General features: G+C 39.6%; 23 protein-coding genes. 3 read left to right on the plus strand and 20 right to left on the minus strand.

The features are described from left to right. Positions 1-34 precede the first annotated feature (34 nt). The 10 genes from ACFSFW_RS17340 to ACFSFW_RS17385 all read right to left on the minus strand — a co-directional run bounded on the left by ACFSFW_RS17340 (position 35) and on the right by ACFSFW_RS17385 (position 8,682). Positions 35-1,009: an N-acetylglucosamine kinase gene (locus ACFSFW_RS17340; RefSeq protein WP_304213691.1), complete on the minus strand. Its 975-nt coding sequence runs from the start codon at positions 1,007-1,009 to the stop codon at positions 35-37. 143 nt (positions 1,010-1,152) lie between these two features. Next, positions 1,153-2,925, minus strand: a complete 1,773-nt coding sequence (locus ACFSFW_RS17345; protein ID WP_388040099.1) for a SpoIID/LytB domain-containing protein — start codon at positions 2,923-2,925, stop codon at positions 1,153-1,155. A 215-nt stretch (positions 2,926-3,140) separates the two neighbouring features. Continuing rightward, positions 3,141-3,617 carry a hypothetical protein gene (locus tag ACFSFW_RS17350; protein ID WP_304213687.1) on the minus strand — a complete coding sequence of 159 codons (477 nt, stop codon included), beginning with the start codon at positions 3,615-3,617 and terminating at the stop codon, positions 3,141-3,143. A 96-nt stretch (positions 3,618-3,713) separates the two neighbouring features. Beyond that, positions 3,714-4,538: an urease accessory protein UreD gene (locus ACFSFW_RS17355; protein WP_304213685.1), complete on the minus strand. Its 825-nt coding sequence runs from the start codon at positions 4,536-4,538 to the stop codon at positions 3,714-3,716. Between the two features lies 1 nt (position 4,539). Beyond that, positions 4,540-5,151 carry an urease accessory protein UreG gene (ureG, locus tag ACFSFW_RS17360; RefSeq protein WP_304213683.1) on the minus strand — a complete coding sequence of 204 codons (612 nt, stop codon included), beginning with the start codon at positions 5,149-5,151 and terminating at the stop codon, positions 4,540-4,542. Between the two features lie 26 nt (positions 5,152-5,177). Further along, complete coding sequence (locus ACFSFW_RS17365; protein ID WP_304213681.1) at positions 5,178-5,864, minus strand: urease accessory protein UreF; 687 nt, start codon at positions 5,862-5,864, stop codon at positions 5,178-5,180. After that, positions 5,857-6,312 (minus strand): urease accessory protein UreE, encoded by a 456-nt coding sequence (gene ureE, locus ACFSFW_RS17370; RefSeq protein ID WP_304213680.1) that lies wholly within the window; start codon positions 6,310-6,312, stop codon positions 5,857-5,859. The genes ACFSFW_RS17365 and ureE overlap by 8 nt, the downstream gene beginning before the upstream one ends. 11 nt (positions 6,313-6,323) lie before the next feature. After that, on the minus strand, positions 6,324-8,036 hold the full coding sequence (gene ureC / locus ACFSFW_RS17375) for an urease subunit alpha (protein WP_304213679.1): 1,713 nt from the start codon (positions 8,034-8,036) through the stop codon (positions 6,324-6,326). Then, on the minus strand, positions 8,036-8,356 hold the full coding sequence (locus ACFSFW_RS17380) for an urease subunit beta (RefSeq protein WP_304213677.1): 321 nt from the start codon (positions 8,354-8,356) through the stop codon (positions 8,036-8,038). The genes ureC and ACFSFW_RS17380 overlap by 1 nt, the downstream gene beginning before the upstream one ends. A gap of 23 nt (positions 8,357-8,379) precedes the next feature. Next, positions 8,380-8,682 (minus strand): urease subunit gamma, encoded by a 303-nt coding sequence (locus ACFSFW_RS17385; protein WP_304213675.1) that lies wholly within the window; start codon positions 8,680-8,682, stop codon positions 8,380-8,382. A gap of 560 nt (positions 8,683-9,242) precedes the next feature. Between ACFSFW_RS17385 and ACFSFW_RS17390 the strand changes: the two genes are divergently transcribed. Continuing rightward, the gene (locus ACFSFW_RS17390) at positions 9,243-10,616 is read left to right on the plus strand and encodes a dipeptidase (protein WP_304213673.1); all 1,374 of its coding nucleotides are present in this window, start codon (positions 9,243-9,245) and stop codon (positions 10,614-10,616) included. A 194-nt stretch (positions 10,617-10,810) separates the two neighbouring features. Here the strand turns inward: ACFSFW_RS17390 and ACFSFW_RS17395 are convergent, their stop codons facing one another. From ACFSFW_RS17395 to ACFSFW_RS17410, 4 genes are all read right to left on the minus strand, one after another. Further along, a complete protein-coding gene (locus ACFSFW_RS17395; protein ID WP_388040102.1) occupies positions 10,811-11,761 on the minus strand; it encodes a carbohydrate kinase family protein in 951 nt (316 codons plus the stop codon). Positions 11,762-11,900: 139 nt separating this feature from the next. Continuing rightward, positions 11,901-13,340: a glycoside hydrolase family 32 protein gene (locus ACFSFW_RS17400; protein WP_388040104.1), complete on the minus strand. Its 1,440-nt coding sequence runs from the start codon at positions 13,338-13,340 to the stop codon at positions 11,901-11,903. Positions 13,341-13,371: 31 nt separating this feature from the next. After that, a complete protein-coding gene (locus ACFSFW_RS17405; RefSeq protein WP_388040105.1) occupies positions 13,372-14,769 on the minus strand; it encodes a sucrose-specific PTS transporter subunit IIBC in 1,398 nt (465 codons plus the stop codon). 136 nt (positions 14,770-14,905) lie between these two features. Then, on the minus strand, positions 14,906-15,892 hold the full coding sequence (locus ACFSFW_RS17410; protein ID WP_388040107.1) for a LacI family DNA-binding transcriptional regulator: 987 nt from the start codon (positions 15,890-15,892) through the stop codon (positions 14,906-14,908). Positions 15,893-16,032: 140 nt separating this feature from the next. Here ACFSFW_RS17410 and ACFSFW_RS17415 point away from each other — a divergent pair, with 140 nt between their 5' ends. Further along, positions 16,033-16,869, plus strand: a complete 837-nt coding sequence (locus ACFSFW_RS17415; protein WP_388040109.1) for a GNAT family N-acetyltransferase — start codon at positions 16,033-16,035, stop codon at positions 16,867-16,869. A gap of 5 nt (positions 16,870-16,874) precedes the next feature. Here the strand turns inward: ACFSFW_RS17415 and ACFSFW_RS17420 are convergent, their stop codons facing one another. The 4 genes from ACFSFW_RS17420 to ACFSFW_RS17435 form a co-directional block, all read right to left on the minus strand. Beyond that, positions 16,875-17,378, minus strand: coding sequence for a GNAT family N-acetyltransferase (locus tag ACFSFW_RS17420; RefSeq protein WP_388040111.1), 504 nt, complete (start codon positions 17,376-17,378; stop codon positions 16,875-16,877). A gap of 16 nt (positions 17,379-17,394) precedes the next feature. Then, a complete protein-coding gene (kynA, locus tag ACFSFW_RS17425; protein ID WP_388040113.1) occupies positions 17,395-18,216 on the minus strand; it encodes a tryptophan 2,3-dioxygenase in 822 nt (273 codons plus the stop codon). A 194-nt stretch (positions 18,217-18,410) separates the two neighbouring features. Next, the gene (locus tag ACFSFW_RS17430) at positions 18,411-18,842 is read right to left on the minus strand and encodes a threonine/serine exporter family protein (protein WP_388040115.1); all 432 of its coding nucleotides are present in this window, start codon (positions 18,840-18,842) and stop codon (positions 18,411-18,413) included. Between the two features lie 17 nt (positions 18,843-18,859). Beyond that, positions 18,860-19,603 (minus strand): threonine/serine exporter family protein, encoded by a 744-nt coding sequence (locus tag ACFSFW_RS17435; RefSeq protein ID WP_388040117.1) that lies wholly within the window; start codon positions 19,601-19,603, stop codon positions 18,860-18,862. Positions 19,604-19,950: 347 nt separating this feature from the next. Here ACFSFW_RS17435 and ACFSFW_RS17440 point away from each other — a divergent pair, with 347 nt between their 5' ends. After that, entirely contained in the window at positions 19,951-21,615 is a 1,665-nt protein-coding gene (locus ACFSFW_RS17440) for a glutamine--tRNA ligase/YqeY domain fusion protein (protein ID WP_388040122.1), read from the plus strand. A gap of 34 nt (positions 21,616-21,649) precedes the next feature. Here the strand turns inward: ACFSFW_RS17440 and ACFSFW_RS17445 are convergent, their stop codons facing one another. Further along, the gene (locus ACFSFW_RS17445) at positions 21,650-23,221 is read right to left on the minus strand and encodes a SpoIID/LytB domain-containing protein (RefSeq protein WP_388040124.1); all 1,572 of its coding nucleotides are present in this window, start codon (positions 23,219-23,221) and stop codon (positions 21,650-21,652) included. 255 nt (positions 23,222-23,476) lie between these two features. Beyond that, entirely contained in the window at positions 23,477-25,195 is a 1,719-nt protein-coding gene (locus ACFSFW_RS17450) for an ABC transporter ATP-binding protein (protein WP_388040126.1), read from the minus strand. Positions 25,196-25,286: the final 91 nt, after the last annotated feature.

Raw genomic sequence — 25,286 nt, forward strand, 5'->3', positions numbered from 1 at the left:
ATTTTTAAAATAAAAATTCAAATAAAATATCAAACTATTGTACTATTGTTTCATTTATTTTTTCTACAAATCTCGTATCGGGTTTGCCTCCCGCAAGATAAATTGCAGCAGCCACTGCGCCACCTACAGGTTCAGTAGGAGGTTTGACTAGTGTGACTGGGAGTTGAATATGTTTCAAAAGCCCTTCAATAATAGGGACAAACAAGTCACTCCGTGTAAATAAGCCACCTACAAGCACCACTGGAACTTCCCTTTCATTCGATGGAAAAAGCTGATTGTACAAATGATGGATTGAACTTGCAATTTTAGCTCCCGATTCTCGGATTAGTTCCTTTGCCACTTCATCATTCTGATCAGCAGCCTCTGTAACGTACTTACTTAATGGCGCAATTATCTCGCGTGGATGCTTAGCCCCATATACTACTGAAATTAAATCTGAAGGATCAGTTATATGAAAATGCTGGACGATCATTTCCGTTAATACCGTCTTAGGACCTCGATTGTCGTAGGACTTAAAAATGGAATGTAATGCCTCCCTGCCTAGTTCGTAGCTACTGCCTTCATCATCAATTAAATACCCCCAACCACCAACACGTTTTCGCTCACCTTTATCGTTCACTCCGAAAGTGATTGAGCCAGTTCCGCAAATCTGGACAATTCCCGGCGCCCCGAGTGTTCCAGAATACAGAGCATTCACCCCGTCATTGTCAATGATGACCCTTGCCTGTGATGGGACGAGTTTTACTAGAATACCCTCCATAATCTTCTTTGCCTCAGGGCGGTCAACACCTGCTATCCCAGCAAAGATCGTATGAAGATTTTCAAATGCTTCTTTATGTTGACTTTTTAAGGAAGAAAACAAGGTCTCTAACTCTTTTTCAATGCTTTGATGGTCAGCCCCATTTTGATTGGTCGCCCCAACCAATGCCTCTGCAAAGACATTCCCAAATTCATCGGCAATAACCCCTTTTGTTTTCGTCCCGCCTCCATCAATCCCCATAACATACATGATTCATATCCCCCAATTTTCAATTGGTCGTTACTTTTATTATACGTATTAGAAATTATATTTCAATATATATTATGTTTAATTAAAATATTATTTTAACGACAAAAACTGCCACCCATTTTTGGATAGCAGTTCCATGCATTTTATTCTTGAGTTAATACAGATGTATTCTGGAGAGACATGTTTGGATAATAAGAAGTCAGGATTCTATCAAACTCATATCCTAATGTAGTTCCAAGATAGTATGCACCGTATTGACTCATACCAACACCATGTCCATTTCCGCCTCCATAAAATGTTACACCCTTTTCTTCATCGATTTCAAAACCAAAGAATGCTGATGGAAGGATTGTGTAGTTGTCAAGTGTGCCCGTGTAATCTGAGCTACCAGCAACAGCACGGTGCAACACAACCGTTTCACCTTTTGTAAAAGCATTAGATGGTCTAATTGTGAAACGAATATTGTACTCTTTTATGATTTTGTACGTTCCTGTCGTACCTTCGATGACAAGCTCCATGATGTTCCCGCCATCGCCACGTTTCGCAACGTACATATCAACAAATTCCCCAATTCCTTCTGCAGGAATCGGCTGGCTTACAAACTCTCCTGCTTCATTTTGAGTTAACACAAACTTAGGGTCTGCTGCTTGTCTATTCACAATGTTAGCGTTGATTGTATTCTCTAGCTCTTCCTTAGATAGACTCGTCTTCCATCTAAACCAAGGTGAATTTCCATCATACCCCGTATGAGATAATGTTTTATAGAATGCAAGAATTTCTTCTTCACTTTGCGTGTCAATTTCTAGCATTTTACTAGAATCATTTGGATCAAATGTATGACTTTGTGCGATTAGGTAAGGTAGAACCTTACTTGGGAATGTACCGTCAGCTTCAGCCCATACCTGATGTTTAGACGCACCATATCCCCCTGAGGTTGAATAATATCGTGCATCTACTAAACTACCATCTTCACCTAACATAATAACTCCCGCTGTTTCATTCACAGCCTGTGTGGTTGCAGCATTCTCAGGTGTATTGTTATACACCTGACTCATGACACTGTCTAATACAAAGAATCCATCTTTTGCAAAACGGTCACTTAAGTAGTCGCCTAACGCGTAGGTTCTAGCCGCTACTGCCTGTGCCTTTAGTGCATTTACGCCAAAATATGCAGGCATTTCACTCGGAACCACTTGATATAAATATTGCTCAAAATCAACTTCATTGATTAAATTCAATTTATCCCCTGATTGTGATGTCGTTATTTCAAAGAACCCACGGTAGGACGGGTCTCCACTTGCTCGTGTAATATTTTCAACTTTAATTTTACTTCCCTCTTCAGTAAAAGCATAAAGTCTGTTCGGAGTTGTATATAATACCTCTCCAGTCGCATTCGTTAATGTGATTTCGTTTTCAGAAGGTCTGAAGGTTACTATCTCATTTGCCGGAATTGTGAATGCTTCACCTGCCACTTTATCGACAATTTCTAGTCCCGCTTTAGAACTTAACACGATTGTATCGTGGTCAACAGATGCGAACCCTGATGTCATAATCCCAACCCTCATTGTTTCAATTGGAGTCGGTCTATCGATAAAAATTTTCGTAATTTCATTTTTGTGATTCACTCGAACGGTTACATTTTCCGCACCAACTCTTACATCCGCAAGGGCTTTTTGGTACACTCTGTTTTCCCCTTTTAGAGTAACATCATAATTTTTCGCAAGCTTAAAGGTACCCTGAAGCTCTAGTTCTAAGGTTCCATTATCATTATCCTTCGCCATAATTTTTTCTGTGTAATCTTTCCATGATCTTTCTTCTTCAGCTGCTGAAGCTTGTCCAACCTGTGAAAAAAGACTTGTTACAAGAACAATCATGACCATAACTCCTAAAAACTTACGTGCCTTTCTAATCAGCATAATAGTTCCCCACTCCCCATTTGTTTTTATAACTAGCAAGATTTCCCTAAGCGCGCAATCAGAAAAAGCTTGCTATTTTACCTATGTTCTCTATTTCTTGAAGAATATGAAATTTACCTTCAGACCTTTGTACTATTTTATAAAATTTAATTTCAATCCTCTTTTTGGCGCAAATAAAAAAAGGCCTATGCTGGCCTTTATCTAAAAATTAAAGTTTATTTACTATTTTCTCCTTGGTCCACTACCTTATCATGAATCTCTGCCTCAATGGCCTCAAGTTGCTTTTCTTCGAGCTTTTGTTGCGGTTGTGGGTGAAACCACTGAATTTCTCCCTCGTGTACAAATCCTTTGAATTCCTCGCCTTGTACCTGAAGGATGAATTGCTTACGTTCATACGTACGATCCTCAAACGCTTGCGTTATTTCAAAGTCTTTAATCTCACTAGTAATTCCATGTTCCTTCATCGAATCGTAGATAGCAGCTTCGATTGCTTCTACCTTTTCCTCACCAATCATTTGTTTTGGATGCGGGTGAAGCCATTGAATCTCATCCTCATAAAAGTGACCCTTGAACTCATCACCTTGAATGTTAAAAGTGAATGCATGTCTTTGATGATGAACATGATCCTCAAAAAGTGGTTCGACCTCGAAGTCTTCTATTACAGGTTGTTCCTCATTGTTCTCCTTGGACATTTGAATCCCCCTCATTTATTAACTATTAAAGTAATATCCCAAGTTTATGACAAATATTCTTCAGTTTCAAAGAGAGGGGGCTTCTGAAAAATAAATTTAATACTTTCGTAATGAACTTGGCTTAGTTCCGAACCATTTTTGCATAATTTCGCTATGGCAATTTGCAAAGATACGTTCAATGAGCTGTGTAGAGTTGGCCAGTACACGAATACTAAAGCCCGGAATCGCTAACCTTGATAGACCAAAGGAAAAATCAGATTCATTTTCTTTCATCATTTCATATAACTCATCAAGAAGCTGGTTAATAGTTTGATTGCCAATTACGATCATAGATCCTAAATGGGTATAACCTTCCATAAAGCCAATATCCGTAATAGCTTGCTGTGAGGGGGTTAGTTTAATATGATCAAACACCCCTAGCTTACCATCTAAATAAATTTCATTTATTAATTGAATTGTTTTGTAACTGAATTTATCCCCGCTCGGAGACCACCCAGGGGTTATAATATCTGTATATACAAATGTTGCACCTGTTTCTATATGAATCACATTTTTTTGCTTATAATGAGCATTTTCATAGGCGATTAAGGGATCAGGAAGATATTCCAAATAACTCCCTTTCTTAAGGGAAATCTCAGTTTCCTGATAAACATAATCTTTGGGTGTTTTATATACTTTCGTTGCTCCTTGGGTCGTTAGGGTAACTTTCGCTCCTTCTTTGACTGCTATTTCCATCCTATAGCGGTCACCATCTAAATATCCGCCCCCTGGATTTAATAAGTAGTAACAAACCTTCCCTGTATCATCATGATACACAGGCCTCATCACCTTGAAGGCACCCTGAAAATAAACCCTCTTCGCTACCGTTTTACTGTTACGATCTTCCAGAGTTAAGGATAATTCACCTGTCCAAGCTGACATCTTACTCTAATCCTTTTAATAATACATGCTTCTTAATCCAGTCAATAACCTCATCGAGGCCTTCTTCACTTTTTAAGTTTGTAAAGACAAATGGTTTATCTCCTCGAAAAACTCTCGTATCATTTGCCATTATCTCTAAGCTAGCACCTACATGAGGAGCTAGATCCGTCTTGTTAATAATGAACAAATCAGATTTAATCATACCTTGTCCACCTTTACGAGGAATCTTCTCCCCTTGCGCCACATCGATAATATAAATTGAGAAGTCAACCAATTCTGGACTAAAAGTAGCTGCAAGATTGTCTCCGCCACTTTCAACGAAAATTAGCTCGAGATCAGGATGACGGCTTATTAGTTCATCAATTGCAGCGAAATTCATTGATGCGTCTTCTCTTATAGCCGTATGCGGACAACCTCCTGTTTCTACACCTATAATTCTATCTTCTGGAAGCACACCATTTTGGATAAGAAACTTAGCGTCCTCCTTCGTATAAATGTCATTAGTGACAACCGCCATTTTTATTTCTCCTTCAAGACGACGGGTTAGTTTTTCTACTAGCATTGTTTTGCCTGCACCTACAGGTCCTCCTACTCCAATTTTAACTGGTTCCATATATAACGCTCCTTTTCCTAATTCTTTTAAGACATAAAAATACGAATATTGACTCGTTCATGCTTCATTTGGGATAATTCGAGACCGGGAGATACAATTCCAAAATCCTCTTCCGGTAATTCTAGAATCTTATCAACCGCCTGCGTTAACTCCGATTGAAATTTATGGATAATACGCTGCCCAGCGGTTTGACCAAGAGGAATGGCACGCACGGCATTTTGAACAAGACTGGAAACTGTGGAATATAAATAATACAGAATAGCATTATCTTTTGTAATTCCGAGACCGAAAGCAACCATTGTAAAAACGATGGATGGGTGGCCATACGCCTCCTTATTCCTAATCTGTTCCCTGTACAGGGTAAGCGATGGCATTCCGTATAATAAATCCGCAAGTTTAAGCATGCGATCCCCAATCATTTGTGTTCCTTCTCTCGTTTCACGTGGCAAGTTTTGAACGGTTAGCTTTTGGTCAAGCTCCCAAATATGTTGAATATCTTCATTTTGTAATGACTCAAAAACTAGACGACATGAAAGCCCATCTGTATAGATGAGCTGTTCGTTTACATATACTTGTAGCCATTTGTAAAAGGTTTTTTCATCAATTACAAGATTCTCTTGTATGTAAGTCTCTAATCCAAAAGAATGGCTAAATGCCCCAGTCGGTAGGTTAGAGTCACATAGCTGAAATAAAGAGAGGATATTTTTATCCATGGCTATGACCTATATGCCTAAACGCTTGTTTTACCTTTCTGTCTTCCCGTTTATAAGGAATTTCAAGCTGCTGTAACAATTCCTCTATTAAATAATCATATTGAACGAGCATATTTTCGTCTTCAAACTGAGCAGGGATGTGACGATTTCCCAGCTGATGAGCAATTGTCCCCATTTCCTTTATATTCTGAGGACTGATGACAAGCAGGTCGTCCGAAAGTACGTCAATGACAATCATATTTTTATCATCCATGTATAACACATCGCCTGCTTCTAGATCGCGTGCTTCCTTCAACCGAATCCCTATTTCTTTCCCATGATCGGTTTTTACTCTTTGGATTCTTTTTACTAAATGTGAGCTTTCTAAATATACTTTTTCGATATGGCGCTTCTCAATTTCACTGCGATCCATTTCTTCTATATTTGTTAGCACTTTTTCAATAATCAACTATGTTCACCTCAAAATAGAAAATATCGCTGCCCCATAGGAACCACATCAACCGGTTCACATGTTAACAGTTCCCCATTTACTTTCACTTCATATGTTTGTGGATCAACCGTAATTTCTGGTGTTTCTGAATTCAATTTCATATCCTTTTTCGATAGCGTGCGAATGCCACCAACTGGGAGGATTATTTTTTCTAATCCTAGTTTTTCATGAACTCCTTCATCAAAAGCTGCCTGAGAAACAAAGGTGGCTGAGCTTTTCGATAAAGCTTTTCCGTATTGTGCGTACATTGGGCGATAAATGTACGGCTGTGGGGTTGGAATGGACGCATTGGCATCCCCCATTAAACCAGTAACAACTAGACCGTTCTTAATCACCATCTCTGGTTTTACTCCAAAAAACTTTGGTGACCATAATACAAGGTCAGCCATTTTTCCTTCTTCGATAGAGCCAACATGTTTGGAGATTCCATGTGTAATTGCAGGATTGATTGTGTATTTTGCGATATAACGCTTTGCCCGGTTATTATCTGCATACTTACTATCATTCTGCATGGTTCCTCTTTGTTTTTTCATTTTGTCAGCCACTTGCCATGTACGTAAGATGACCTCACCTACACGTCCCATCGCTTGGGAATCAGAGCTGACCATACTGAAAACTCCCATATCTTGAAGAATATCCTCTGCCGCAATCGTTTCCCTTCTAATTCTTGAATCTGCAAAGGCAATATCTTCAGGAACTGAAGGATTTAAGTGGTGACATACCATGACCATATCTAAGTGTTCATCAACAGTATTAATTGTGTATGGGAGTGTCGGGTTTGTTGATGATGGTAAAATATTTGAGTACCCCGCTGATTTTATCAAGTCAGGTGCATGCCCCCCACCTGCACCCTCTGTATGGTACATATGAAGAACCCGATCTTTTACTGCTGCCATTGTGCGCTCCATAAAGCCACTTTCATTCAATGTATCCGCGTGAAGAGCTACTTGAATATCATATTCTTCCGCTACTCTTAATGCATAGTCGAGGGATGAACCAGTAGCACCCCAATCTTCGTGAACCTTTAACCCAATAACCCCAGCTTTTACTTGCTCCGCTAATGGCTCCATGGATGCCGCATGTCCTTTTCCTGTAAATCCGACATTAATTGGAAGGCCCTCTGCTGCTTGGAGCATACGGTGGATATTCCATTCACCTGGTGTGACCGTAGTGGCCTTTGATCCAGCAACAGGACCAGTCCCACCGCCTATTAAAGTCGTTGTTCCTGATGTAAGCGCAACTTGGACCTGCTCCGGGTTAATAAAGTGCACATGCGTGTCAATCGCACCAGCTGTGACGATTAACCCTTCTCCCGCAATAATTTCTGTCGATGCACCAATAATAATGTCGACATTATCCATCACTAACGGGTTACCACTTTTTCCAATCTTATAGATTTTTCCGTCTCGAATGGCAAGGTCTGCCTTTACAATCCCAGTGTAATCAAGAATGACTACGTTTGTAATAACCGTATCCGCTACACCTTCTCCTCGGGTAGCAAGCGGATGCTGTCCCATTCCATCACGAATTACCTTACCGCCCCCGAATACAACCTCTTCTCCATACGTGGTATAATCCTTTTCAATTTGAATAAATAAATCTGTATCTGCTAGACGAATTGAATCCCCAGTTGTTGGCCCAAACATTTCTGCGTATTGTTTTCTAGACATTTTGAAACTCATTATTTACACCCACCTTCTAAGGGTCCATCCACTTTATTGTTAAAGCCATATACCTTTCGTTCCCCAGCTAAGCAAATAAGTTGAATCTCTTTTTCGTCTCCGGGTTCAAATCGAACTGCTGCTCCAGCAGGGATATTTAATCGTTTTCCATATGCATCCTCTCTATTAAAAAGAAGAGCTTCATTCACTTCATAAAAATGAAAGTGTGACCCTACTTGAATAGGACGGTCACCTGTATTTGTAACAGAAAGGGTGTAAATCTCTCTTCCTTCGTTACAAATAATCTCCTCGTCTTGTAAAACATATTGCCCAGGTATCATTATGAAATCCCTCCTTGAATTGTTTAGCGTATTGGACTATGGACTGTGACTAATTTCGTTCCATCTGGAAAAGTCACTTCTACCTGTATATCGTCAATCATTTCGGGTATTCCCTCCATAACATCTTCCCGCGACAAAATCGTAGTTCCGTACTCCATCAGTTCAGCAACGGTTTTTCCGTCTCTTGCTCCTTCAATTACTTCATATGTAATCAATGCGACAGCTTCCGGATAATTTAGTTTTAAGCCTCTTTCCTTCCGGCGCTTCGCAAGGTCTGCTGCTACAACTATCATGAGCTTGTCAATTTCTCGAGGTAACAAATGCATAACTTAAACCTCCCTATTCAATTTTTTGTGCATTAAAAAAATCCCTTTTTAGGAATTTAGGGTCTGCTTTTTGAAAAATGTTAGAAACTTCCTCCCCTCATTTTTCCCGTTGTAATGCAGTTTAAACTCTAAAAAGAATATTAAACTCATTTACATTGCACTATTATAGGGTTAAGAATTAGTCTTCCATTTTTTTGTTCACCTCTTTTTGCGTAATAAAAAAAACAAACCCTATTGATTTGAATTTTTAACAGTTATAAACATGTTACAGAAATAAAAAATTATTTTAATTTTTAACTATAGAATCTATTCTTTGAAATTTTGGGGTTAAAGGAGGGACGAATTACTAATTTGCAGAATTGAGGAAATTATCTACAGGAAGATAATAGCATAATTCGACAAAAAACTACAAGCATTTTGTGAAGTCACTCACAAAATATTCTTCTCCCTCTCCATTCAATATTTTTCAATAATAGTATTAGTTTCACCAAGATAAAATCTTAGAGGATTTTTTAAATAAATCCAGAATTATGTATTGTATTAAATAAGGAGGAATATACGTGAATCCAAATATCCAAAACTACTTAATCGAGAATAGAGAATCTCATCTACAAGAACTCTTTGACTTGCTCAAAATTCCTAGCATCAGTGCATTGCCTGATCACAAAGAAGATGTAAAAGCGACTGCAGAATGGGTAGCTCAAAGCTTACGAAACATTGGTATGGACAATGTAAGCATTCATCCTACCAAAGGACATCCAGTTGTATATGGGGACTGGCTTCATGCGGAAGGAAAGCCAACTGTTTTGATTTACGGACACTATGATGTTCAGCCAGTTGACCCACTTCATTTATGGGACAGCCCTCCATTTGAGCCAGAAATTCGCGATGATAAAATCTATGCACGTGGAGCAAGCGATGACAAAGGTCAAACATTTATGCATCTCAAGGCATTGGAAACTATTTTAAAAACGGAAGGAAAACTGCCACTCAACTTCAAATTTTGTATTGAAGGTGAAGAGGAAATCGGAAGTCCGAATCTTCCTGCATTTGTTGAAGAAAACAAAGAGCTTCTTTCTGCAGATGTTATTGTAGTCTCTGATACTAGTATGAATGAACGCGGAAAACCGACAATTAGTTATGGAGTACGAGGACTTGCAGGCCTTCAAATTGATGTAAAAGGTGCAAAAAGCGACCTACATTCTGGCCTTTATGGTGGTGGCGTACATAATCCAATTAATGCCCTTGTTCAATTACTAGATTCTTTCCATAATGAAGACGGAAAAATAACTGTTGAAGGGTTCTACGATGACGTTCTACCGATAACAGAGGAAGAAAAACAAGCATTTGAGGATTTGAATTTTGATGAGGAAAAACAACGTCAAGAGCTTGGTGTACCTGCTCTTTTTGGAGAGAAAGGCCATAGTTATCTTGAGAGAACATGGGTTCGCCCTACTCTTGATATAAACGGAATCTACGGCGGGTTCCAGGGTGAAGGTATCAAAACCGTTATCCCTTCAGAGGCACATGCAAAAATCACATGTCGACTTGTCCCAAATCAAGATCCTGATGTGATCGTCGAACAACTTAAACAACATATTGAAAAAAATAAACCGGTTGGAATTGAAGTGAGCTTGCAGCTTTTTGACAAAGGTGCACCATATGTAACGCCATTTGACCACCCTGCGATTCAAGCAGCAAGTCGTGCTTATGAGCAAGTATATAAGGTGCCAACCTCATTTACACGCGGCGGCGGTACATTGCCGATTATCTCAACCCTAGATAAAGTCTTACACGCGCCAATTGTGTTAATGGGATTCGGACTTCCAACTGAAAACTTCCATGCACCAAATGAGCACTTCCACCTCGAGAATTTTGACAAAGGGCTGGAAACGCTATGTATATACTGGTTTGAATTAGAGAAATCATTGTAAGAGATAAGGTGGATTCCCGGGTTGGGATCCACCTTTTTTGAGTTTGAGTACGGCTATAACGCAATTATTGAAAATAAAGCGCATTTCCGGAGATTAATGCGCAATTATCAAAAATAAAGCGTATATCCAAAAAATAAAACACAATTATAGTTCATTAAAACGCAATTAAAAAGCGGACCCACTATGGATCCACCTCATTTTTCAGCTAAAAATGCTTGTACCTGCTCAAGTGTCGGCAATGCAGTCATTGCTCCTTTTTGCGAGACAGCCAGCGCGCCAGATACACTAGCAAACGTAGCCATTTCCTTGATTTCGTCTAGCGTATATTCCGTTATCTTTTTGTCTCTTTCGCTGAACTGGTACAGTAATCCTGATACAAACGCATCTCCTGCTCCTGTTGTATCCACGCTTTTTACCTTTCTTGCTTCCACAAAAATGGACTCACCCTTAAAGAAAGCATGCACTCCATCCTTACCAAGCGTGATGAACAAAAGGGGAATATTGTATTGCGCTAGTTTTGTAACACCACGTTCAATATCTGTCTCACCGGTAATAAACTCTAACTCGACCTCTGATAATTTCACGACATCCGCCTCACTGAGCATTGAAGTGATTTTTCGTTTAGCTGTGTCTAAATCCCTCCATAGCATTGGCCTGAGGTTTGGATCGTAAGAAACGACTAGACCTTTATCCTTCGCCAGTTGGAGCGCCCTCTTCGTCGCTGACTCCGCTGGGTCATCAATGAGAGAAATTGAACCAAAGTGGAACACATTATGCTCGTCAAAAAGAGTCGCTGGAATCTCTTCTGGAGTTAAAAAGCGGTCTGCACTTTTTTCAATATAAAACGAAAACTCCCTCTCACCGTCTTCTCCCAATGTAACAAACGTAATGGCTGTTCGAACTTCATTAGAAAGGTACATCGTTTCCGTTTGAACTTTATAGTTCTCCAAGGTCTCTTTTAAAAAATTGCCAAGAACATCATCCCCAACCTTCCCGATGAAGGACGACTTTGCACCAAGTCTTGCCGCACCTACCGCAACATTCGCCGGCGCACCTCCAGGGCTCTTGAGAAACTGCATATTGTCTTGGTCAAGTGGAATGAAATCGATTAATGCTTCACCTAAACAAATTACACCTTGTTTCATTGCTTCACTTTCTTTCGTTTAGATTAGACTACTTACTATTAGGGCTAAAAGTACAAGCTTGGTATTTTGGGTGATGAGCATGTACCGCAAAACCCTTCTTCCGGTACATGCTTAAGCCTTTTGACGTTGAGCATGTACCTCAGCCCAAATCCCATTTCTTCAAATCAAACTGGACCTTTCCATCTGCTGAAAATATTATAGAATGATCCGCAACATCGGGATAATATCTTGCTGTAAACACTTCTTCCCCATCATTCACAAAAATCTCAATCGAAGAAGTATCTATAAACACATGTAGTTTCTTCACCGCATCAATCATACAATGGCGCGATTCGAGACTTCCATCCTTAAAGTTTTCGCGGTGGAGGCTCATTTTTCCTACCTTCGGAGAATATACAAACCTTGCTCCACCTCGAAAGTTGATTTCAAAGGTTTCCCCTTCGTAATTCATTTTATCAAGAAGGAGCTCAACAGCTTCACCTTTTACCCCTTCGAGGGTAACATTTGATGTTGTAAGCTGAACCTCATTATTAGACACTTCATGTTTACGTAACTGCTGCAACTCTTCCACAGGCTGCTGAATAACTTTTTCCCCTTTACGTATAAGAACACGTGGCAGGGTCATCGCATGTATCCAACCTTTTTCAATGGTCGGTTGATATTTTTCATAATCATCCGTAATACCCATCCATGCAAAAAGGAGCCTTCTTCCTTTTTCATCAACGGTTGTTTGCGGAGCATAGAAATCAAAGCCGCGATCTAATTCAGTAAAAGAGCCATGCTGGTAAGAAGCTTTTTTATAATCTAACTCCCCAACAAAATAACCCGCTTGGAATAAGTTCTGATATAAGTCCCCCACTTGGTCAAGCCCTTGCGGTGAAACAAGGAGAACATCCTTCCCGTCTAACTCGAACAAATCTGGGCATTCCCACATATAACCGAACGGGCCAAGTTGATTCATAAACGAACCCGTTATTGGACCAAGTAACTCCCAATTCTTTAGGTCTGTAGAAGAATAAAGAACAACCTTCCCTTGCTCGTCTAGATCTTGTGCTCCCAGCACCATATACCACGTATTATCCTTGTTCCATACCTTTGGGTCACGAAAATGGGCGGTGTAGCCTTCTGGGAGATGGATGACTGGACCCTTTTTGTCAAACGTAATCCCGTCCTGTGAAACGGCCATACATTGATAGGTCTCACGGTCCCCATTTTCATCCTTTACATTCCCTGTATAAAATAACACCATTTTTCCTTCATGCTCAATGGCACTTCCTGAATAACAGCCATTTTTTTCATACCATTCGCTTGGAGCTAGAGCAATTGGCTGATGCTCCCAGTTTATGAGATCCTTTGAGGTAAAATGCCCCCAAAACTTCGCGCCGTGAGACGTTTCAAAAGGGTTCCACTGATAAAACAAGTGGTAAACTCCATTAAATTGAATAAACCCATTTGGATCATTTAACAAACCAACCGGAGGCATTAAGTGAAATCGCAAACGATATGGATCACTTTCTACCATTTCTCTGTTTCGCTCAACTTCTTGATTTGCCTTGTTTATTAATTCATGTTGATTCATGATGAACTCCTTACGTAAAGAAGGCAAGTCATTACTTGCCTTCTTGCATTTTATCTGAATACCCGAACATCCAAGTAAGAATGAATGCTACCGCTATTGCGATTACGTTCACGAGAATATAGAGCAAAATTTGTCCATTTAGATAAAGCAATGTTCCAGGAATTACGGTGATTGCCATCCCTGTTGCTTTTAGTCCAAAGATTGAGGCAAAGAAACCACCAACTCCACCACCGATAATACCCATAATAAACGGTTTTCCATATCGAAGGTTAACCCCGAAAATAGCTGGTTCTGTGATTCCTAAAAATGCCGATAATGATGATGGTAGTGCTAAAGCTTTTAATTTTTTTGATTTTGTTTTTAATCCCACAGCTAAGGCTGCTCCACCTTGTGCCGCAGTTGCACAAGTAACAATCGCGTTATAAGGATTATTACCGAAGTTTTCAAGTAGTTGTATTTCTAATAAGTTAAAGACGTGATGGACACCTGTAATAACGATGATTTGGTTTAAGGCACCAATGACAATACCCGCTAATCCAAATGGCCACTCAAGTACCGCTACTGTTGCGTCTAAAATCAGGTTTTCAACTGTGTGGAATACGGGTCCAATTGCAAAGAGTGCTAAAGCAATCATGATTAGTAATGTTAAAAACGGCGTTACAATTAGATCCAATGCTTCTGGTACACGTTTACGAATCCATTTTTCAAGCTTCGCACCAACAATACCTGCGATAAAAGCTGGAATTACAGAACCTTGATAACCAACCACTGGGATAAAGCCAAAGAATTTCAGTGGTTCAACTTCACCACCTGCAACTCCCCATGCGTTTGGCAATGATGGACTAACTAACATTAATCCAAGTATGAGTCCAATAGTTGGGTTTCCACCAAACACGCGGAATGTTGACCATGCTACTAGTGCTGGTAAGAAAATAAAGGCTGTATCCGTTAAAATTTGTGTAAATAAAATGAAGTTTTCTGGGATACTAGCAGGTGTTAAGCCAAACCATGCAAGGATTTGCTCTTGCATCACTAAGCCCCGAACACCCATGAAAAGGCCTGTTGCAACTAATGCTGGGATGATTGGAACGAATACGTCACCGAATGCTCTTATAGCACGTTGAAACGCATTTCCACTTTTTGCTGCCTCTTTTGATTGGTCGGCTTTCGTTGATGTTTCAATTCCAAGTTTCTCGACTTCTTCATAAATACGATTTACTGTTCCTGTACCAAGGATGACTTGGAATTGACCGGAGTTAAAGAATGCCCCCTTAACCTTATCTACATTTTCAATCTTTTCTTGGTTGATTTTTTCTTTATCTTGTACCATAATTCGTAATCTTGTCGCACAGTGTGCGGCAGAAAGGATGTTTTCTCTACCACCAACTGCTTCAATGATTTCTTCAGCAATTCGACGATTTTCTGACATTACTTTCACCTCTATTAAATAGTGTTTTGGTGTAATCGATTACATATACATTAAAAATATAGGTAATCGATTACATATCACTTAAAAAAATATAATAGCTCATGTGTAATCGATTACACAATCATTACAAAACCGATTATATACTATCTCTAATTATTAGTCTATAGTCGATTTGTTTTTTTTCTAAGGAAATCCCTTCCTGCAATATTTGTAGTAATGTCTTCGCTGCTTCAGCTCCCGTATGCTCACTTAATAGGTCGACCGTTGTTAATTTAGGGGTGATATATTTTGATAAGTCGGACGCACCCATACCTGTAAGAGCCACATCTTTTGGAACATGTAATCCTTGCTCTTTGAGGTACTCCATAGCTCCAATGGCTAATCGGTCCGTAACAGCGACAATTGCAGTTGGTTTCTCAGAAGAAGATTCAATGATCGCTTTTGCCATCATATAGCCTGATTCAATCGTAAACTCCCCTTTTTGAATCCACTGATCTATAACAGGTAATTGGCTTTCCTCTAACGCAGCCAAATATCCCGCTTTACGCTTGTATCCTACCTCGTAATCTGACTCGTCTACACCGATAAAGGCAATTTTAGTGTGACCCTTATTGATCAAGAGATTGGTGATGTCTTTTGCAGCACCATGATTATTGTTAATAACGGATGGTATCCCCTCGAATTCCTGTCCAGTCGCCACAAAAGGTATTTTAAGTTTTTCGATTTCCTTAAGTAGTGCTTCACTTCGGTTTGTCGCAAGAAGAATGATACCATCAACCTGTTTGCTTTTTAAAAGTTTCACATACTCGATTTCTTTTTTCGGATCCAGATTTGTATTGGTTAATAGAATTTGATAGCCGTGTTTGGCTAGTTCTTCGCTGATTCCACTCACAATTCTACTAGCTGTCTCAGTGCTTAATTTTGGTAAAATGACACCAATGACATTGGATTGCTTTGTCCGTAATGCCTTTGCATGCTCACTGGGAATATAACCTGTTTCATCAATAATTTTTAAGATTCGCTTGCGAACATCATCACTCACATATCCTGAGTTGTTCAGCACGCGTGAAACAGTTGCACTAGACACATTAGCCAGCTTCGCAATTTCCTTCATCGTAATCATGTCATTTCCTCCATTACAGTTCATCCTCTTTATTGTACACAAAACTTTCAGAGACAAAAGGAAATTTTAATTGTTGTGGAGAATATTTGTTTTAACAGGATCCAATTAGACACCTGAATCGATAAAAGGTCGTGAAGAAAATGATTGTTAAGCTCGATGCTGTTAACTTTATAAATGTGAAACCACTCCTCACTGGACTAGAAAACCATCCCGTTATGAATGGAGTGATTGATGGTAATAATCCTGGTGAGATATACGTAGACAACCTGAGAAATCCTAACACTGCCTTTATTTGGGCAAAAAATGAGATGTTCTATCTTTGCGGAAGGGTTGATAATCAGGTGTTTAATTCAGAACTAGAAGAATATATCGCATCTGTGATCCGCCCTGACGCACTCCCAGAGGAGGATACGTTAAATCTCGAAATTTACCCAAATCATGAATGGAATGGATCTATTGAATCCATTTTTACGAGAGTTTCACTTCTGAAAGGCGAGCGTGTGCCGTTTGTTTTTCATAAAGAATGGTTTAATGCTAGCGATTCTAGAGGTGTGCCTGAAGGTTACGAGGTAAAACCAATTAGTCCGGAGCTAATTGAAGGAGATAGAGACCATATTGTTAAAAATGAAATTATAAAATTTTGGGGAGAATCCCTTGATTTATTTTTTCAAAAGGGCTTTGGGTATGCCGTTGTTCAAGGATCAACTGTGATTGGAACTTGTCTCTCTGTTTTTGTATCTGAAAATGAATACGAAATTGGAATTAACACATATGACACAAACCACCGGGGCAAAGGACTTGCTACCGCAATGGCAAGGGCCTTTATCGAAGAATGTCTAAGTCGGGATGTAACCCCTCACTGGACAACGGAGTCGTTTCGTAAAGACTCGATTGCAATTGCAAAGAAGCTCGGCTTTGAACAGTTAGAACATTACCCCGTTTATTACTTGCCGTTTGAGAAATTTTTGATCAAATAAGGAGTTCACCGTTTGGTGAACTCCTTATTTTTTTCTTCTATAGTAAACTCCTGAATTGAACAGTTTCTTTCATCAAATCGTTCCTCAAAGTTTCCCTTCGTACATTTTGAAATGATATTTCTCCAAAACTCCCGGGCACGCTCATTCTTTTCCGACTGTTGCACATACCACCTTCCAGGAAATATTGAAAAGATTTGCTCGGCAACATTGGAGCCAATACCTTTTCCCTCATAACCTCTCATGATAAAAAATTCTTCTATCGAATTGGGCTCTTTCTCTGATTGACTTTGCAATAAAACAAATCCTGCAAGTAAACCATCCACTTTTACAAAATAAGCATGATGGTTACATTCGGTCCAATAGACATCCAGATTAAATCTAACAAAACGCCCATTATCTTTTATCGTTATACTACTCATATACTTCGTAAATTCATATATATAAAATTGCATGAGATTATGTAAAACGTCTTCTTCCTCTTTTGAAACGGCTTGTATTTGTATGTCCATTTTTACGTAAGCCCCTTTATAATTTTGTCCGCATATTCCATAGTTCTGGGAAAAACCGATGATTGATCACCTGCTTTAAGTACTCAACCCCTGCCGAACCTCCAGTCCCTCTTTTATATCCGATAATTCTTTCAACCGTAATCATGTGATTATAGCGCCATTTCTGTTGGTGGGATTCTATATCAACTAACTTCTCCGCAAGCTCATAAAAATCCCAATATTTATCAACATTTTGATAGACTTCTAGCCATGCCTGTTCAACACTTTCGTTCGCTTTGTAATCCTCCGTCCAATCTCTTTCGAGGCATGATTTATCGATATTAAAGCCCCTTTTTGAAAGAGCTAAAATCGCTGCATCATAGATGCTTTTCTCTTGAAGCGCATTTTCAACCTGTTTGTAAATTTCAGGTTGATGCTTATATACCCCAAGCACATTCGGCTTCTTATGACCAAATGCAAACTCGATTAACCGATTTTGATAGGATTGGAAGCCTGATGACTTTCCGAGCTCTCCCCTAAATTCCATATATTCAGAGGGAGTTAGTGTTGAGAGAACGTCCCAGGACTGAATCAATTGCTGCTGAATTTTTGAGACCCTTGATAGCATCTTAAAAGCCGGTTCGAGGTCATTGTTTAAAATAGACGCTTTTGCTCCATTCATTTCATGTAAGATAAGCTTCATCCAAAGCTCACTCGTTTGATGGATAATGATAAAAAGCATTTCATCATGGTGCTCGGAAAGACGGTGCTGGCTTGAGAGTAATGTATCTAACTGAAGATAGTCACCATATGTCATCTCCTTCGATAAATCATTATAAATGCCATCGTTTTTACTCATAGACGTCTCCCTTCGAATTGAAGATGGTGTTTGTATGATCGAACGATTATACACCCTTACTTTCTATGAATATGCCGAAATTCCTTTATATTTCATGAACTTTTTGATTGGGCTCAAGGCTATCGATATTAGCCAAAAAGCCAACACCTATCCAAAATAAAAAGCCTCCTGGAATTTAATCCGGAAGGCCTCTACTAAGCTCTCTTCTTTCTCCTTATAATCAACTGATTCATCACCTCGGATAAGACAAGTCCGAAGGCAATCGCGCCTGAGATCATAAATGCCCTTGCTGCCAGTGGTAGTGCTGTTGAATATTCATTTTCAACAAAATTCCGCATCGCGTTATATGCAATGCCACCCGGCACCAACGGGATGATTCCAACGATACTGTAGATAATCACTGGGTTTTTATAGACCTTTGCAAAGATATGGCTGATGACAGCAACCAAAAAAGATGCAGCAAGGGTCGCATACACCGCATCAACCCCATGAAAGAATAAGAAGATATATAACATCCAACCAATCATCCCGACAAACCCACATTTTATAAGTGACTTTTTCGGAACATTGAAGATGATTCCAAATGTACTTGAAGCAACTAAGCTTGTAATCAAATGGGAAAACATTTTAAACTCCTTTCATATTAAAGAATGGCCAGCACGACAGCTATCCCTGTGCCAATTGCTAAAGCAGTTAAAAAAGCTTCTGCACCTTTTGAAATCCCCGAAACAAGGTGACCTGCAATCAAATCCCTGATTGCATTTGTAATTAATAACCCAGGTACAAGTGGCATCACGGAACCTATGATTATTTTATCAAGCTCTGCTCCAACCCCAGTAACGATAAAAAGATAGGCAACCACTCCAATCACAAACGATGCCATAATCTCAGCAAAAAATTTGATTCGAACCAATCGATGAAGAAATACAAAAATGGAAAACCCGACTCCACCTGTAATACATGATGGAATAAAGTCTACCCAGGTTCCTAGGAACATGATCGTAAAACAGCCGCTAGCTATGGCTGCTGAAAAAATCTGAATCCAAATGGGATAAGAAAGATCTTTTTTGGAAAGTGCGTCTAGCTCACGCTTTGCATCTGGAAGCGTTAATTCCCCACTACTTATTTTACGAGAAATGCCATTAACAAGAGTTACTCTTTCTAAATCCGTAGATCGCTCATTGATTCGTATTAAATTAGAAGGTTCTGTTTCACTCGTCGAAAACATGATTGCAGTTGGTGTTACATAGCTATGAGACGTTACATTCCCAAAAGCTGCGGCCATACGATTCATCGTGTCCTCGACTCGATACGTTTCTGCCCCACTCTCAAGCATGATTTTCCCCGCTAACAGGCAGATTTCCATAATTTCATTTTTATTTTCCATAAAACCTCGCTCCAATAAATTCAAATGCGCCTTGGCGTATTTGCGCCCAGATTTTTTCGATCTTGATCGAAAAACTTCCTCTGAAAATCTGTGGCATCCGCCGGAGGCTTAAAACTTTATTCAGTGGGGTTCAACCCCCAGTGAATAAAGTTGATAATTTCAGATACAGTAAAGCTTATATGAAAGACATCCTAATAATCAACTTAAACTTTGGTAAACATGAGAATAATGGAAATTATTCTGGTTTTATGATATATTCATCAATTATAGTACCGTTCAAAAGGAAAGGAAGCAATTAGTAGTACCAAGACTTTTTGAACGCCCAGTAAAGGATAACGAAAGAGGTTATGGCCGTGGAAAATAATAACATTTCAAATTTTATTAGAAATATCATAATCGACGATTTAGAAACTGGAAAGCGCGACCATGTTGTGACCCGCTTCCCACCAGAACCAAATGGGTATTTACATATCGGGCACGCTAAATCAATCATCCTAAATTTTGACCTTGCGGATGAATTTAAAGGTAGAACAAACCTACGATTTGATGATACAAACCCTTTAAAAGAGGACATTGAGTTTGTGAACTCGATTAAAGAAGATGTAAAATGGCTTGGATATGATTGGGACGGTTTATTTTTTGCATCGAATTACTTTGAGGAAATGTACGACCGGGCTATTTTACTCATTAAAAAGGGTCTTGCATATGTGGATGATTTAAGCGCAGATGAAATCCGTGAATATCGTGGAACCCTAACAGAGCCAGGAAAAGAAAGTCCATATCGCGATCGTACAATCGAGGAAAACCTTGAGCTATTTGAAAACATGCGCGCTGGCAAGTATGAAAATGGTGAAAAAGTGCTTCGTGCAAAAATTGATATGAAGTCACCAAACATTAATCTACGTGACCCAGTTATATACCGAATTTCTCATACAACTCATCATAATACTGGTGATAAATGGTGCATCTATCCATTGTATGCTTTTGCTCATCCGATTGAGGATGCAATTGAAGGTGTAACTCACTCCATCTGTACAATTGAATTCGAGGATCAACGTCCTTTTTATAATTGGGTTGTAGAGCAATGTGAAATGGAAAGTACACCTCAACAAATTGAATTTGGCCGTATCAATTTAACAAATACGGTGATGAGCAAGCGTAAGCTAAAGCTTCTTGTAGATGAAGGCTATGTGGATGGATGGGACGACCCCCGCATGCCAACCATTTCTGGGCTTAGAAGAAAAGGATATACACCTGAAGCAATCCGTACATTCTTGCGTGAGCTAGGGGTTGCGAAAAACAACGGAACTGTTGATACACAAATGCTTGAGCATTTCGTTCGTGAAGATTTAAAGCTTAAAGCACCTCGTACAATGGGGGTTATCAATCCGCTGAAGGTAGTTATCACCAACTATCCAGAAGGACAAGTAGAAATGCTGGATGCAGAAATTAACCCTGAAAATCCGGAAATGGGGACAAGACAAATCCCATTCTCTCGCGAAATCTATATCGAGCAAGAGGATTTCATGGAAAATCCGCCGAAAAAGTACTTCCGTCTTTTCCCTGGCAATGAGGTTCGTCTAAAGCACGCGTACTTCATTAAATGTGAAGAAGTCATTAAGGATGAGGAAGGAAATGTGGTGGAGCTTCGTTGTACGTATGACCCTGAAACAAAGAGTGGTACAGGCTTTACAGGTCGTAAGGTAAAAGGTACGATTCACTGGGTCGAGGCAACACAAGCGGTTCCTGCTGAGTTCCGTCTGTATGAGCCACTTATTTTAGATTCAGACGAAAATGAGGAAGATGCGGACAAAACATTCCTAGATTACGTCAATCCAAATTCACTTGAGGTTTTAAATGGATTCGTTGAGCCGAACATGAATGATGTGAAGCCACATGACAAGTTCCAATTCTTTAGACATGGTTACTTTAACGTCGATCCGACGCACTCTACAGATAACCATCCCGTCTTTAACCGAACTGTTTCATTGAAAAGTTCATTTAAATTATAAAAAAAGACTCGTGCCCAAGCACGAGTCTTCTTTCTTAGTATCTATCCTCTATATCGATTCCTTGGTAGTAATGCTTGAGGATTTCCTCAAAGCTTGCCCCTTTTTCAGCCATCCCGACTGCACCCGTTTGTGACAAGCCAACACCATGGCCCCAGCCGCCACCGTATACTTTAAATCCAGTTACTTCTTTATTATTATCCTTCACAGGCTCAATATGGAACAGCGTGCTTAGGAGTGAAGCTTGATTCCCGCTTGCATTAATATATTTTAAAGTTGTTCGAATGCGATCCTTGGTTTCATAAAAGGTACCATTCTCCGTAACAAACTCAATATTGAGCACACGACCTGAACTTGAGCGCTCTAAAACGTTAATTTCATATACCTTACCCACCTCAGTATTAAAAGAGGCGCTCAATACATCGCTCATTTCTTCTGCTGTCCATTCAAAATTCCAACGATGGTATTTTGACCAATCTGCTTCAAAATCCCCTTCACTCGCTGCACGTAATGACTTGGAGTTGCTATTGTTTTTGAAGACCTCAAGAGATGGAACGTGCTCAAACGCCTTACCTCTTTGTGCATCTGGAACACCTCTTAAGTAAGGAACAGGGTCTGAACTCCATACATCTTCGTTATTGGCCGAAAAACCGCCACTAGTAGAGTTAAACACAGCCGTAATTAACTTTCCTTCGTAAGTTGCAACAATTCCTCGTGTACCATCAACTGCATCGTTTGAGATTGGATGTTCAGCATCAAAACCGCCGTACACTTGGTCAGACGTTGTTGGAAGAAGATCATACCCGTCCTTACCTCTTTTACCCATGTTTGATAAGGCATATGTTCTTGCAGCAATGGCTTGTGATTTTTGTGCCTCTAATTCACCGTATGGTACAGGCGGCAGTTCACGTGGGACAACACCATATAAATACTCCTCAATTGGAAGTTCATTGATTCCCGCAAGTGCCCCTGAACTATTAAAACCAACCTCCGCGATTCCACGATATTTTTTTCCGTCAATTGTCACTAGATCCTCAGAAACAACTTGAATCGGATTTGTTGTTGTAATGGCTGTTTCTCCTTTTGAGACCTTGATTGTGGATTCGCCTTCAACGGTTGTAATTAATCTCCAATAGGCATCACTAGCGCCTAAGCCTTTTGCAACAATTTCATTTTTAAAAGCATTCCTTACCGCAAATGAGGCGTCTGACGGAAATTCTCCAATCAATAAACGCCAACCATTATTATAATCTTCAACATAAGTTGGATAACCATTTGATTCTGCAAGGTGTAACCAATCCGCAACAGCCGCATTGCTTGTTGTATAGGAAACCTGTAATCGGTAGTTTGTTTTTACAACAGATGAGCCTGCAAGCTCAACCTGAACCTCCTCGTTATCACCTGTTAAAAGAACTTCACCTGTTTCTTTGTCAATAACATCAAACTTACCTACTGCACCGACTTCTAAGGAATCTACAGAAGGCACAACTCCAATCCGGATATCTGGTTCCTCTCCTTCACTTGCTTCTGCTGGGTTGCCCCAGATTCCCTGAAGTGAAAAAATACTAACAAAGGTAAAAACAAATAATAGCTTTAACACTTTTTTCACGCACAATTCCCCCTACAATTTTTCGTCATACTCTTAAGTTCGTTAAGGAGAATAAAACATCCTTTCATACAAATTTACTATTTTTTAAAATTAAATTTCACAATCAGATTTTACTTGTTCCCTACCATCCGATTGAAACTGACAAGATTCATTTTTCTTCTACACTATTTCATGCTAATGGCCGCCAAATGACTGAAATTTACATAGGATCTTTGACCCATTTAGGCATAAAAAAATAACCAGGAACCCTGGTTATTATGATTGATATTGAACCTGATGAAGATTTGCGAAGATCCCGCCTTTTTCTAGCAGTTCATCATGTCCGCCTTGTTCTGCGATACCGTCTTCTGTCACTACGATAATGCGATCTGCATTTCGGATTGTAGCCAAACGGTGCGCGATAACAAGGGTTGTACGATTTTTTGAAAGCTCTGTTAATGCTTTTTGGATTATCTGCTCTGTTTCTGTATCTAAAGCAGAAGTGGCTTCATCTAATATTAAGATTGGTGGATTTTTTAAAAACATGCGAGCAATGGCAATCCGTTGTTTTTGACCGCCTGAAAGCTTAAGGCCACGTTCCCCAACCTGTGTTTCATAGCCATCTGGTAGTCCAGCAATAAACTCCTCTAGGTGAGCCCGTCTTGCTGCCTCTTCAATTTGTTCATCCGATGCACCGAGCATTCCGTATGAAATATTTTCACGTAGAGTTCCTGTAAACAGGAAAACATCCTGCTGAACAATTCCAATTTGGGAACGCAGTGATTCTTTTGTCATTTTCCGTATATCCATTCCGTCAATTGAAATGGAACCTCCATTAACATCATAGAAACGTGGAATTAATGAACAAATCGTCGTTTTCCCGGCTCCTGATGGACCTACAAATGCCACTGTCTCCCCAGCATGAACCTTTAGATTTATACTTTTTAAGACTGGTCCCTGTTTTTCGTCATAGCCAAAGGTGACTTGATCAAACACAATATCTCCTCGAAGAGATGGAACAGCAACTGCATCCTTCGCATTTTTCACTTCAGGCTCCATATCGAGTAGCTCTGTAAAGCGTTTGAAACCAGCCATCCCTTTTGGGTACAGTTCCAGGAGGGCATTAATTTTGTCAATCGGTTTAAACAGGACATTGGCATATAAGACGAATCCAACTAATTCCCCGTAAGTAAGCTCCCCGCTAAAGCTTAACCATGCACCGACTACTAACACGATAAGGACAAACAAGCGTGTCATGAGGTAGATACCAGCAGATGCTGACCCCATTACTTTATAAGCACTAAGCTTTGAACGACGAAACTTACCGTTATCAACTGTAAATCTAGAAATTTCAAATTCTTCATTTGTGAAGGATTGGACAACACGCGCCCCTGCAACACTGTCCTCGACCCTCGCATTTACATCCGCAATATTGCTATACATCGCCTTCCACGCACGATTCATGCGAACATTTGAAAAAGCAATTAACCATATTAAAAATGGCACAACAATAATTGCAATTAAGGCAAGCTTCACATTGATCGTTAACATAATCCAAAATGCACCAACAAAGGTCATAATGGCAATGAACAAATCCTCAGGACCATGGTGAGCAAGCTCACCAATATCAAATAAGTCATTCGTAATGCGGCTCATGATATGACCTGTTTTTGTATTATCAAAGAAGCGAAATGATTGCCGCTGCACATGTTGAAACAACTGCTGCCTCATATCCGTTTCAATGTTAATCCCTAGCTTATGACCCCAATAGCCTACAATAAATTGAAGACCTGAGCTAACTAAATATAATACTAACAATCCAATGCCCACCCATACGATTGCAGACCAGTTACTAGTTGGCAAAAGTTTATCAATAAACCATTGCACCGCAAGCGGAAAGGCCAGTTCTAGAATCGCAACAATCACCGCACAACTAAAATCTATTAAAAATAATGTGCGATGGGGCTTATAATATGCAAAAAAACGTCGAATCATTTTGCTCGCTCCTTGTGATTTCCTACTGCTATAACGAATTATAAGCTGTTTCACCTAAATTTGACAAACTATTTTGTTACCCGAAGTTTTT

The organism is Ferdinandcohnia salidurans, from assembly GCF_042680725.1.
GTDB classification, from domain to species: Bacteria; Bacillota; Bacilli; order Bacillales; family Bacillaceae_L; genus Ferdinandcohnia; species Ferdinandcohnia salidurans.